The organism is Nocardia grenadensis, from assembly GCF_050942415.1.
Classification (GTDB): Bacteria; Actinomycetota; Actinomycetes; order Mycobacteriales; family Mycobacteriaceae; genus Nocardia; species Nocardia grenadensis.
The window spans coordinates 3,939,353-3,951,331 of the sequence record NZ_CP192054.1 but is presented as its reverse complement, the minus strand read 5'-3'; the positions used below and the strand labels follow the sequence as shown (position 1 = coordinate 3,951,331).

The 11,979-nt window shown below is 69.1% G+C and carries 11 protein-coding genes; 4 read left to right on the top strand and 7 right to left on the bottom strand.

The genetic code is table 11. The features are described 5' to 3' along the window. Positions 1-133: 133 nt before the first annotated feature. The gene (locus tag ACQPYS_RS17970; protein ID WP_433490259.1) at positions 134-763 is read right to left on the bottom strand and encodes a helix-turn-helix domain-containing protein; all 630 of its coding nucleotides are present in this window, start codon (positions 761-763) and stop codon (positions 134-136) included. 94 nt (positions 764-857) lie between these two features. Between ACQPYS_RS17970 and ACQPYS_RS17965 the strand changes: the two genes are divergently transcribed. Both ACQPYS_RS17965 and ACQPYS_RS17960 read left to right on the top strand, forming a co-directional pair. Continuing rightward, on the top strand, positions 858-1,679 hold the full coding sequence (locus tag ACQPYS_RS17965; protein WP_433490258.1) for an SDR family oxidoreductase: 822 nt from the start codon (positions 858-860) through the stop codon (positions 1,677-1,679). 71 nt (positions 1,680-1,750) lie between these two features. Next, on the top strand, positions 1,751-2,776 hold the full coding sequence (locus ACQPYS_RS17960) for an NAD(P)H-dependent amine dehydrogenase family protein (RefSeq protein ID WP_433493073.1): 1,026 nt from the start codon (positions 1,751-1,753) through the stop codon (positions 2,774-2,776). A gap of 202 nt (positions 2,777-2,978) precedes the next feature. Here ACQPYS_RS17960 and ACQPYS_RS17955 read toward each other — a convergent pair whose 3' ends face one another. Next, entirely contained in the window at positions 2,979-3,653 is a 675-nt protein-coding gene (locus tag ACQPYS_RS17955) for a hypothetical protein (RefSeq protein ID WP_433490257.1), read from the bottom strand. A gap of 56 nt (positions 3,654-3,709) precedes the next feature. Between ACQPYS_RS17955 and ACQPYS_RS17950 the strand changes: the two genes are divergently transcribed. Further along, positions 3,710-4,582 (top strand): TIGR03619 family F420-dependent LLM class oxidoreductase, encoded by an 873-nt coding sequence (locus ACQPYS_RS17950; protein ID WP_433490256.1) that lies wholly within the window; start codon positions 3,710-3,712, stop codon positions 4,580-4,582. Positions 4,583-4,827: 245 nt separating this feature from the next. On the opposite strand, the gene ACQPYS_RS17945 is transcribed toward ACQPYS_RS17950, so the two are convergent. Next, positions 4,828-5,676 (bottom strand): LLM class F420-dependent oxidoreductase, encoded by an 849-nt coding sequence (locus ACQPYS_RS17945; RefSeq protein ID WP_433490255.1) that lies wholly within the window; start codon positions 5,674-5,676, stop codon positions 4,828-4,830. Between the two features lie 395 nt (positions 5,677-6,071). Next, entirely contained in the window at positions 6,072-8,327 is a 2,256-nt protein-coding gene (locus tag ACQPYS_RS17940) for an MMPL family transporter (RefSeq protein WP_433490254.1), read from the bottom strand. 187 nt (positions 8,328-8,514) lie between these two features. On the opposite strand from ACQPYS_RS17940, the gene ACQPYS_RS17935 reads away from it, so the two are divergent. Continuing rightward, positions 8,515-9,138 carry a TetR/AcrR family transcriptional regulator gene (locus ACQPYS_RS17935; RefSeq protein ID WP_431937635.1) on the top strand — a complete coding sequence of 208 codons (624 nt, stop codon included), beginning with the start codon at positions 8,515-8,517 and terminating at the stop codon, positions 9,136-9,138. Between the two features lie 45 nt (positions 9,139-9,183). Here the strand turns inward: ACQPYS_RS17935 and ACQPYS_RS17930 are convergent, their stop codons facing one another. Genes ACQPYS_RS17930 through ACQPYS_RS17920 form a run of 3 tightly spaced genes read right to left on the bottom strand, consistent with a single transcriptional unit; the run spans position 9,184 to position 11,972 of the window. Then, positions 9,184-10,272 (bottom strand): hypothetical protein, encoded by a 1,089-nt coding sequence (locus ACQPYS_RS17930; RefSeq protein ID WP_433490253.1) that lies wholly within the window; start codon positions 10,270-10,272, stop codon positions 9,184-9,186. After that, positions 10,269-10,718, bottom strand: coding sequence for a VOC family protein (locus ACQPYS_RS17925; RefSeq protein ID WP_433490252.1), 450 nt, complete (start codon positions 10,716-10,718; stop codon positions 10,269-10,271). The genes ACQPYS_RS17930 and ACQPYS_RS17925 overlap by 4 nt, the downstream gene beginning before the upstream one ends. Positions 10,719-10,742: 24 nt before the next feature. Continuing rightward, positions 10,743-11,972 carry an FAD-dependent monooxygenase gene (locus ACQPYS_RS17920; protein WP_433490251.1) on the bottom strand — a complete coding sequence of 410 codons (1,230 nt, stop codon included), beginning with the start codon at positions 11,970-11,972 and terminating at the stop codon, positions 10,743-10,745. Positions 11,973-11,979 lie beyond the last annotated feature (7 nt).

Here is an 11,979-nt window from a genome sequence, read left to right as displayed (position 1 = left end):
CTGTCACACCGGCGAACTCCGTGTCACACCGGCGAATTCCGTGTCACACCGGCGAGTTCCGTGCCGGACGGTGTCCCGGGGCAGCGGGTGTGTCGGCCCGCGCGGCGCTGTCGGGCGGGGTGACGGCCGGCCGTCACGGACCCCCTCGGCCCGCTGTGTCACCGTGCTCGCCGGATCGGTCGGCTTCGTCGCGTCGTCCGGCGATGCCATGTAGTAGTAGGTCTTCCAACGACGCCGCGAAACCGTCGAGATCATCGATATCGCGGATACACATGGCGAACAGGGCCGCGCCCGCGATGGTGTCCAGCAGGGTGTTCGCATCCGGTACGGGGCCGGTGGCGCTGCGGCCCGCCGCCAAATACTCCGACAGTTCCTGCCTGGTGGGCGTATCCAGCCGAGCCGAGAGTTTCTCGTACAGGTTCGGGTCCGCGCGCATATCGGACATGAGGCCGGGCATGGCCGCCCGGGCTTCGGCCGAACCGAACAGCCGGATCGTCCCGCGGATCACCTTGCGCACCTCGGTCGCCAGGTCGGGGGCGACCTCCGCCGTGCCGACATCCGGGAACACCGCCTTGGCGATCAGGTGGGCCTTGGACGGCCAGCGCCGGTAGATCGCCGGTCGGCTGACGCCCGCGCGGGTGGCGATCGCGTCGATGGATGTCGCGGTGTAACCGCGCTCGACCAGCAGATCGCGGGCGGCCTCGAGTACCGCCCGGTCCACGGCGGGGTCGCGGTGCGGGCCCAGACGATGGCGTGCGGTCACAGAATCGATCCTTGTTCACGGGAGCGGGAGTCGTTACAGTCTGTCACAACAAAGTCGTTACACGGTGTAACCACTGTGTCTGGGAGGAGTAGGCGTGTCCGCTGACCCCGCCATCGCCGATCGGGCCTATCGGCCGGTACCCCTGCTGCAGGGCCGAGTCGTCGTGATCTCCGGCGTCGGTCCCGGTCTGGGCACCGCGCTCGCCGTGGAGGCCGCCGCCATGGGTGCCCACCTCGTGCTGGTGAGCCGAACCGAACGCAAGCTCGAGCGGCTGGCCGGAAAGATCCGGGCCGACGGAACGACGGTGCTGCCGGTTCCGGCCGATATCACCGAGGAGACGCAGCGGGCCGCTCTGGCCGAGCGGGTACAGGCCGAATTCGGGCGGGTCGACTGCCTGATCAACAATGCCTTCGCCATACCGCCCATGGACCCGATCACCGGGATCGATCTCGACGCGCTGCGCACTGCCAACGAGACGAACGTCTTCGCGCCTTTGCGTCTGTCGGCGCTGTTCGCGGACGCGCTCGCGGCCACCCGCGGCTCGATCATCATGCTCAACTCGTGCGTGTCCTACAGTTCGCAACCCGAGTACTCCGGGTACAAACTCTCGAAAGGCGCACTGGCACATCTCGCCTCGTCGCTCGCGACGGAACTGGGCCCGCGCGGCATCAGGGTCAACAGCGTCGCACCGTCGTATGTGTACGAGGACATCAACAAGGCGTACTTCGACTGGCTGGCCACCCGGGCCGGCGTGACCCATGACGACATCTACCGCGAAAAGGCCGCGCCCACGGACCTGTTGCGCCTCGCCGCGCCGGAAGAGGTCGCTCGCGCGACACTCTTCCTCGCCAGCGATCTGGCCAGCGCGGTCACTGGGCAGATGCTGACCGTGGACTGCGGCGAATTCCATCGTTGACCGGGTGAGGAGCCACCGTGACCGAAGAAAAGAAGCGGATCGTGCTGTGGGGGACCGGCACCGTCGGATCGATGGTGCTGGCCGAGATCCTGCGCCATCCGCGATTCGAACTGGCCGGGGTCGGCGTGAGCAACCCGGCGAAGGTCGGCCTCGACGCCGGCGACCTGTGCGGCGCTCCGGAAACCGGGACGGTGGCGACGGATTCGATCGACGAGTTGATCGCGCTGCGACCCGACGCGGTGGTCCACTACGGGCCTACCGCCCAGTTCGCCGATGAGAACATCCGTGTGATCGAAGCCTTTCTGCGTGCCGGTATCGACGTGTGTTCCACCGCGATGACGCCGTGGGTGTGGCCGGCGATGGACAAGACCCCGCGCGCCTGGCGGGATCCGATCACCGAGGCCTGCCTGGCGGGCGGGGCCTCCTGTTTCACCACAGGTATCGATCCGGGGTTCGCCAACGACCTCTTCCCGATGACCCTCAGGGGTCTGTGCGGTGAGGTGCGGTCGGTGCGGGCCTCGGAGTTGCTGGACTACACCGATTACGAGGGCGACTACGAATTCGAGATGGGTATCGGCAAACCACCGGAATTCACCGCCCTGCTCGAACATCCGGACCTGCTGATCATGGCGTGGGGCCCGACCGTGCCGATGATCGCCGAGGCCGCGGGGATACAGCTGGACAACATCACCACGACCTGGGACAAGTGGGTCACCCCGGTGGAGCGTCGGTCGGCGAAGGGCACCGTCCGGGCGGGCACGGTCGCGGCGATCCGGTTCACCGTCAACGGTATCTTCCGCGGCCGCGAGGTGATCACCCTCGAACACGTCAACCGGATCGGTCACGATGCCGCGCCGGACTGGCCGGCGGGCACCCGCGACGACGTCTATCGCGTGGATATCGTCGGGAGCCCGTCGATTTCGCAGGAGACCTCGTTCCGTTTCACCGACGGTTCGGGCCGCACCCCGGCGATCGCGGGCTGCCTGGCCACCGGTATGCGAGCCCTCAATGCCGTCCCGGCCGTCAACGAACTGCCGCCCGGCTGGGCCACGCCCCTCGATCTACCGCTCATCGCGGGGGCGGGCACGATCCGCTGAACCGCCGGGACGCCCCGGGTACCGTGCCCGGACACGTACCGGCGGCGCGAGGTCACCGGTTCCCTCCGGGCTGCGTAGGTGATCCTGGTCCGGCCGGTCCGTCGAAGCGCGGGAGGGTTCGAGTATCGACGATTACCGGGCACGGTCGCGGGTCCGGTGAGCGAACCCGGACAGCGTCGGCGGCCGCAGCGGAGTCGTGTGCTCAGAGGTTCCAGTGATAGCGGCTGGTGGGCACCAGGTCCAGGCCGGTGTCCGCGCCGAAGCGGGCGACGCTGGCCATCAGTTCGGTGACTCGGCGGTCGAGTTCGGCTTTGTCTCCACCGCTGCCGTAGAACGTATGCGGGTCGGTCATCGCGGCCATGGGGAAATGTTCCTCGACAACGGCCGCGATATCCGGTGCCGACGGGGTGAGCGCTTCCTCGACGGCGTTCTGGATATAGGCCACGGTGTTCTGGGTGCGGATCGCGATCGGGGTGTGGTGGACCAGCCAGTACCGCAGGTATTCCGCCCGGGGCATCGACTCGGGCCGGCGAAGCAGCGCGATATTGGCCAGGGCGTCGCTGCGGATGCCGTCGGGTACCGGCAGCGGGTCCAGGCGGACGTGCTCGCGTACCCGGTAGGCGTGCGGTGCGGGTTCCTCTGCCGCCGCGGCCACCGCGTCGAGAGCGGCGGCGGGGTCGCCGTCGGTCCACACCGACACCAGCGCGGTGATCCGCGCGGCGGGGCCGAAGCGCATCATCGCGGGTGCCACATCGGCGTCGTCGATGTTCAGTGCGACGGCGGTCGCCCCCGTGGCGGCCAGGACGTTCCGGAGTTCCGGCGCGGCGAGCCGGGCAGCGAGGCCGGTGCCGTGCAACGCGATGATCAGCTTTGCCATCGCGAAAAATTAGCACGTGTTCTACTTCACTCAATCGATCAGCAGAAAGGCCGAATATGCGGTTCACCTACGCCGAGACCATGACCGACCCGTCCTACTACATCCCCTTGGCGCAGGCCGCCGAGACGGCCGGGTACACCTCGATGGTGCTGGCCGACAGCATCGCCTATCCGCGCGATTCCGACGCCACCTATCCCTACACCCCGGACGGCAGCCGGGAATTCCTGGAGGACAAGCCCTTCGTCGAGACCTTCGTGCTCGCCGCCGCCCTGGCGGCGGCCACCACCACCCTGCGGTTCACCCCGTTCGTCCTGAAGCTGCCGATCCGCCCGCCGGTGCTGGTGGCCAAGCAGGCGACGTCGGTGGCGGCGCTGAGCGGCAACCGGCTCGGGCTGGGGGTCGGGATCAGCCCGTGGCCCGACGACTTCGAGATCTTCGATGTGCCATTCGACAAGCGCGGTAAGCGGATGGACGAATGTCTCGAGATCGTCCGCGGTCTCACCGCCGGTGGATATTTCGAATTCCACGGCGAGTTCTACGACCTGCCGCCGATCAAGATGGCGCCGGTGCCCACCGCACCGATTCCGTTGCTCATCGGCGGGCACAGCCGTCCCGCGCTGCGCCGGGCCGCCCGGCTCGGGGACGGCTGGATGCACGCCGGCGGCGATCCGGCGGAACTGGACCGGCTGCTCGCCGAACTCGACACATTGCGCGCGGAATACGGAACCCGCGAAGATTTCGAGGTGCACGTCATCTCGCTGGACGGTTTCACCGTGGACGGCGTGAAGCGGCTCGAGGACAAGGGTGTCACCGATGTGATCGTCGGCTTCCGCAACCCCTACACGCGCGAGCAGGACAGCGAGAGCCTGGACACCAAGATCGCGAATCTGTCCCGGTTCGCCGAGCGCGTTATCGCCCGTACGGCTTGAGCGGGTCCGCCCCGGGCCGCGCGGGGGTCCGACCGCCGGCCGCGACGGGGCCGATGCCGTGCCGGCGCCGGATCGTCGATCGGCCGCTCGGTGCTCGACCGCTCGACGGCGTCGGCCATCGCCGGACTCCCGTGCGCGCTCTTCGACCGGACCTACGGGCCTCGCGGCCTTCGCTCCGCCGCGGACTCGCCCCCTTCGGCGCACAGCTGTTCAGCAGATGCGGGGACGAGCCGTCCGGCGCCGGTTCACGACGTGAGCCCGGAATCCCGGATGGCCTCGGCCAGCGGTTCCAGCACCGCCGGATCGTGCGGCGGCGGCAGGTAGATGATCGCGAGATCCAGTCCTTCGTCTCCCAGTGCGGCCGCCCAGTCGATCAGGTCTCCGTAGCCGAGTTCGGGGTCGAGTCGTCGCTGTGCCGAGAGCAGGATCTCCGTCGGGTCGCGGCCGATATCGGCGCAGTGCGCCGCCAGGACCTCGCGTTTGCGCGCGAATTCCGCGGTAGTGCCGTTGACGAAATTCCAGTGCTGGGCGTAGCGGGCGGTGATCCGGAGTGTGCGCTTCTCACCGTTGCCGCCGATACAGATCGGCGGATGCGGGCGCTGTGGACCCTTGGGTTCGTTGCGGGCGCCGGTCAGCTGATAGAACTTGCCGTCGAAATCGGTGGTCTCCCGGCTCAGCAACCCGATGAGTACCTGGCAGGCCTCCTCGAACCGGTCCATGCGCTCGGTGATGGTGCCGAGTGGGATGCCGTAGGCGCCGGACTCCTCCTCGTTCCAGCCGGCGCCGATCCCGAGTTCGAGACGACCACCGGAGATGATGTCGAGCGAGGCGGCCATATTGGCCAGCACCGCGGGATGCCGGTAGTGCACACCGGTCACCATGGTGCCGAGCCGCAGGCGTTGGGTGGCCTGGGCCAGTGCGGTCAGCGTGGTCCAGCCCTCCAGGCACGGCCCGGTGGAATCGGAGAAGATCGGATAGAAGTGATCGAAGGTCCATCCGGATTCGTAGATATCGATATCATCGGCGGCCCGCCAGACGGCCAGCATATCGGCCCAGGTGGTGTCCTGCGGTGAGGTCTTGAACGCGAATCGCATGAGCACAGGCTAGAAGTTGGAGTGCACTCCAGGTCAAGCGGAATCGCGGTGCTCGGCGCCGCGAATCGAGGACGAGACCAGGACGCGTGCGCCACCGGTCGGCCGCGCACATCGAGGCATTCACCGAGGTAGGCGAGTCGTAGTCCGCGCGCTACGCTCGGCTGTTGCCGCCGGTGCCCGGCGTACTCCGGTATCCGTGCAGGGTACTACCGCGGCTCCGAAGTGCCGGTCCCGCCGGCCGAGCGGAGGCGCTCGACGAGCGTATAGCTCGGGGTGCGCCAGGGGTTCCAAGCCGTGCCCGGACCGCGGCCGCCTTTGTCGAGGCGGCCGCGGTCCGGGCACGGCGGCGAGCAGACCGATCCGGCCGGCCGGGCGATGATCAGCGTGCTGCCGGATCAGTGGGTGGCCAGCACCCGTTCCGCGGCAGGATCACCGGAGGCGCCGTCGAGACGCTCGGTGAGTTTCTCGCCCTCGATATCGAAGGTGGGCACCAGCGGGGCCAGCCACTTCGGCATCCACCAGATCCGCTCGCCCACGATCAACATGAACGCGGGCACGATGAGCATGCGGACCAGGAAGGCATCGGCGAGCACGCCGACCGCGAGCGCGAAACCGATGGTCTTCAGGATGACATCGTCGGTGAGTGCGAACCCGGCGAAGACACCGACCATGATGATCGCGGCGGCGACCACCACGCGGGCGCTGTGGGTGAACCCCTCGAGCACGGCGCGGCGGGCCGGTGCGCCATGGACATAGGCCTCGCGCATCCGGCTGACCAGGAACACCTCGTAGTCCATGGCCAGTCCGAACAAGATGCCGGTCAACAGGATCGGCAGGATGAACAGCACCGGGCCGGTGCTGTCGAGACCGATGAGCTGGTTCAGCCAGCCCCATTGGAACACCGCGACGGTGGCGCCGAGCGACACGCCGACCGAGAGCAGGAAGCCCAGCGCCGCCTTGAGCGGCACCCAAAGCGAGCGGAACACCGCGATCAGCAGGAAGATCGCCAGGCCCACCACCACGGCGAGGTAGATCGGGAACACCTGGGTCAGCTTGTTGGCGATATCGACCCCGACCGCGGTCTGGCCGGTGACCAGCGCGCGGGCGCCGGTCTCGGCGGGCAGATCGGCGACGGCCGCGCGGATCTCGGCGACGAGATCCTTGGTGGCCTGGTCCGAGGGCCCGGAGCCCGGGATCACCGTGAGGGTGGCGAACCGGACCGTCGCGAGTTGCTGGGTAAAGGCCTGCTGGGCCTGCGGGGCGGCGCTGGTGACCGCCGGGACGACGGCGGCGATATCCGAGCCCGCCCGCGCGGCCAGTGCCTGCAGATGATCGGTGGCCGTCTGGACTGCCGCGGCCGGGTCGGGGGCGTTCGCGGTATCGACGACCACGACGAGCGGACCGTTGGCGCCGGCGCCGAAATTATCGGCGATCAGGTCGTAGGCCACCCGGGCGTCGCTCCCGGCGGGTTTGCTGGAGTCGTCGGGCAGCGCCAACTGCATGGACGCCATCGGCAGAGCGGCCACGGCGGCGACGACGATACCGCCGGCCAGCGCGGGCCACTTGTGCCGGGAGATCCCCTCCACCCAACGGCGGCCGTGGGTGCGAAACTCCGTGCCGCCGGTTTCCTTCGCCAGGTAGCGCGGGCCTCCGCGCATGACCTTGTCGCCGGCGAAACCGAGAATGGCCGGGAGCAGGGTGAGCGAGATGAGTACGGCGATCGCGACGGTGAACGCGCCACCCAGGCCCATCTGGGTGAGGAACCCGATATTGCACACGGCCAGACCGACCAGGGCGATGACGACGGTCAGTCCGGCGAAGACCACCGCGGAGCCCGCGGTACCGACCGCGCGCCCGGCGGCCTCCTCCAGCGAGCGGCCCGCGCGGACCTCGCTCTGATACCGGGACATGATGAACAGCGCGTAGTCGATGCCGACCGCCAGTCCGAGCATGGTGCCCAATGCCGGTGTCACCGAGCTGAGCTCGACGAATCCGGTCAGCGTGGTGATGGCGAGCATGCCGATCCCGACCCCGACCAGCGCGGTCAGCAGCGGCATACCCGCGGCCACCAGCGATCCGAAGGTGATCGCCAGTACCACCAGCGCGACCGCGACGCCGATCACCTCGGCCAGCGGCATCTCGAATTCGGTGAGCGCGTCACCGCCGACGGCGACGTGCAGCCCCGCGTCCCGCGCGGCGTGCGCGGCATTCTCCAGCGCGGTCCGGTCGGAATCGAGGAGTTCGTTGGCCGTCTTGCTGTAGCCGACCGCGGCGTAGCCGACCCGGCCGTCCTCGGAGAGGGTGCCCCCGGTGACCGGATCGACCACCGATTGCACATTCTCGGTGGTCAGCCCACGCAACGCCGCGGTGATCGCCGAACTGTAGCCGGGTTCGGTCAGCGACCGGCCCGCGGGCGCTTCGAACACCACGCGTGCGGTCGCGCCATCGGGTTTCGCCTGCGGACTGCGTTCCTCGATCAGTTCGAACGCCTGCGTGGACTCGATACCGGGCAGTTCGAACTTCTCGCTCGTCTTCCCCGACAATGTCGCCGCCCCGACCGCCAGGACGGCCAGCAGCGCCACCCAGACGGCCGCCACCACCCTGCGGTGGACGAACGACCACCGGCCGAGCCGGAACAACTGCCACGCCATGCGTGCTCCTCCATGTGATTATGTGGACCATGTGGTCCGGTTATGCTCGAGGGTAGGAGCAACCGGACCCGAGGGTCCACTTCAGGGAGGCGGATGTGGAGCAACTCACCTCGACCCCCGTGGTGAGGCGTGGATCTCAGTGCGACCTGTCGTATCCGACGGGCGCGCAGGCGGCACGATGACCGGCATGCCGACTTCCGAGCGGGACGCGACGAACACCGACGACGCCACCAGTTGGGCCGGGCGCCGGGCCGATGCCCGGCAGAACCACGAGCGGGTGCTGACCGCGGCGATCGAAGTGTTCACCGAGTACGGCATCGGGGCCACCATCCCGCAGGTGGCCGCGCGCGCCGGTGTGGGCAAGGCGACCGTCTACCGCAGTTACCCCACCAAATCCGACCTGGTCCGTGCCCTGGCACGGATGCACCTCGACTGGTTCCACCAGCTCGCCACCGCCGCCCGCGAGGCGGCGCGCACCGACGCCTACCGTGCGCTCGAGGTGCTGCTGGAACAGGTCACCACTCGGCTGGCCGAGGATCGGCTGATGATCGAGGTCCTCAGCGGGGTCGAAGGGTTCGGCGACGAACGGCTGGAACAACATTTGGACGAGATGCTGGCGTTGGGGCGCGCGCAGGGCAGCCTGCGCGCGGACGCCACCGGAATGGATGTCCAGGTCCTGGTCTCCGGTGCGGCGCGCGCCCTGATCGATCTCGATATCCGGGATCCCGATATCTGGCGTCGCTATGCCCGGCTCGCGCTGGCCGCACTGCGCGCCGGGCCCCCCGCGGCCGGGGCCCGCGAACCCGAGTAGTGAACCGCGTCGGCCGCCGCGGCCGGTATCGCACGCGGGCCGTGGTCACGCCTGCACGCGCCGCGACCCGCAGCGGCTCGGCAGTCGTCGGGCCAGTATCCCGAGCAGAATCACCTCCAACGCCAGGATTACCGCGCCGGCCACCGCGGCGACCGGTGACGCGGGCATCATGAACGCGGTGTGACCGGTGAGGATGCCCCCGGCCACCCATAGGCGGTGCCGGTCGCTCCAACCGGGCGCGCCGTGCCACCGCAGTATCGTCCACCCGGAGCCGAGTGCCAGTGCACCCGCCAAGGGCAGCGGGAGGAATCGGGGGAATCCCGCACCGAAAACCGGATCGGGCCCCAGTCCGGGCGGCAGCAGCAGGGCCAGGAACGCGACGGTCACCGCCGCGGCCGCACCACCGGCGAGCGCGGCCCGCGGTGCGGTCGGCGCCGGCGCCGGACCGGGTATCCGCCGGCCCGGCAGGCCGCGCAGCGCCGTCCAGGCCAGCGCCGCGATGGCGACGAGGAATCCGGCCGTCCACGCCCACGGTGTCCGATAGCCGGGGTCCTCGGTGGCCGAGATCGCGAACCGCAGCCCGGCCACTCCGGCCACCGCCAGGAGCCCGGTGCCCGCGAGTCCGTGGGTGCGCAGGTACGGGCGCCCGCGATGGGTCGGAAAGAGCAGGTCGGTCAACATGATCGGGATCAGCACGCTGAACACCACGTGTACCCCGATCTGCGATTCCCAGTAGGTCCAGTTCACCCCGAGAGCCCGCCATCCCCAGTCGGCGGCACCGTACATGTGCGGGCTCGTCAGAGCCTGTAACCCGAGCCCGTCCTCCGCGAGCTGATAGGCCAGGCCGAGCACGACCAGGCTCGGCCACCCGCCACCGGCCCGGGCCGCGGCCTCGCGGACCAGGAGGACGCCGGCGCCGTACATCACCATCAGCAGCGGTAAGAGCAGCCAGGTGAACGGGACCGCGACAGCGGTGAAGGTCAACTCCGCGCACACGGTCGTCAGCAGCGCCAGTGTCCACGCGGCCCGTAATCGTCCCCGCTCCGCCGGCCCGGCCGGGCCCCCTGCGGTCGGCCCCGAGCACGGGGACCAGCGTGCCGGCCACACTGCCGCGGACTCGGATCGGGCACTCATCGGTCGCGTGCCTCGATCAGCCCTTGGATATCGATCCGGGTCATGGCGTGTAGTGCGGTGAGGATGCGGTCGGCCGCGGCCGGGTCGGCGGCCGCCAGCAGGTCCGCGAGCGCGGTCGGAACGACCTGCCAGGTGACCCCGAAGCGATCGGTCAGCGAACCACCCGGACCCTCCTTCCCGCCTTCGGTGAGTGCCGCCCACGCGGTATCGACTTCCTTCTGGCCGGCGCATTCGAGGTACAGCGAGAGCCCACCGCCGAAGGTGAACTGCGGTCCGCCGTTGTGGGCGATACAGCGCTGTCCACCGAGCTCGAAAGTGACGGTGGCGACGCGGCCGTTCGCGTCCCGTTGCCGGTCCAGGATCGCCGACTCCGCGACCACGCGGGTGTAGAGCTCGGCGGCTTCCTCCGCGTATCCGTCGAACCACAGGAATGTGCTCGCTTGCATGTTCTTTCTCCTTCGTGCCAGGTCTCAGTGCTGGGCGGGGATGGCGCGGTCGTCGAGTTCGACCGTGTGGGCGACCTTCTCCATGCCGCGGCCGACGAGGTGTCGCGGCAGATACCGGAGTGTGCGGATCGCCTGGTTGCGCAGCCAGAGCTGGAGTCGCGATTCCGGCATGAGGCCGCCGTCGCCGGCGTTGCGGGCGAATTCCTGGGCGCGGTTCACGAACCGGCGCATTTTCGCCTCGTAGGCGGGGTAGGCGACCATGTGGTCGCCGTCGGCCGCGGCGAGTTCGCCCGCCAGGATGTAGGCGCCGACGAGGGCGAGGCTGGTACCGATGCCGGACATCGGCGACGCGCAGTAGCCGGCGTCGCCGAGCAGCACCGTTCGCTGCCGGGACCAGGTATCCATCTCGATCTGGACCACTCGGTCGAAGTAGAAGTCGGTGGCATCCCGGAGGGCGGCGAGCATGCGGGGGACCTCCCACGTGTCCCCTTGGAAGGCGCGGGCCACGATCCTCTTCTGCTCGCCGATATCGTCCCGGTCGTAGGGCACCGGGTCCGAGCGGAGGAAGAACCCGGCCAGGGCGGTGCCGGGCTCGGGCTTCGGGTAGAGGGCGGCGGTCCGGCCGGGTCGACCGTTGCCCGCGGGCACCGTGTACATCAGCCTCCAGCCGTCGTGGTCCCGTTCGGTGGTGGCGTTGCACAGCGATATATACGACCCGAGATCACGCAGGTAGCGTTCCGTCGGACCGAACACCAACTGCCGGATGTTCGAGTGCACCCCGTCCGCGCCGACCAACAGGTCGAAACGCCGGGACGCGCCGTTTTCGAAGCCGACGTGGACACCCGTACGGTCCTGGGTGACGGCGCCGACCGTCTCGCCGAAGACGTATTCGACGTCGGCGCCGGTGAGGTCGTGGAGAATCCGGGCGAGATCGGTTCGCAGGATCGACATTTCGGCCACGGGTCCGCCCGAATCGCCGAAAACCTCAGTGTCCATCGTCGCCACCCGCTTGCCGGTCGCGTCGACGAAGGCCATGCCCCGCGCTCCGGTGTTCGCCGCCCGGACCCGATCGACGATGCCCATCCGCTCGGCCACCTCCCGGGCGGTACCGCGAATATCCACCGGGTGGCCACCGGTGCGGGGCGCGGGAGCGCGCTCGATCACGGTCGGGTGAAAGCCGTATCGGTGTAGCCAGAATGCCAGGGCCGGCCCGGCGATCCCGGCGCCGGATATGAGAATGCTCCGGTTCTTCATCACTTCT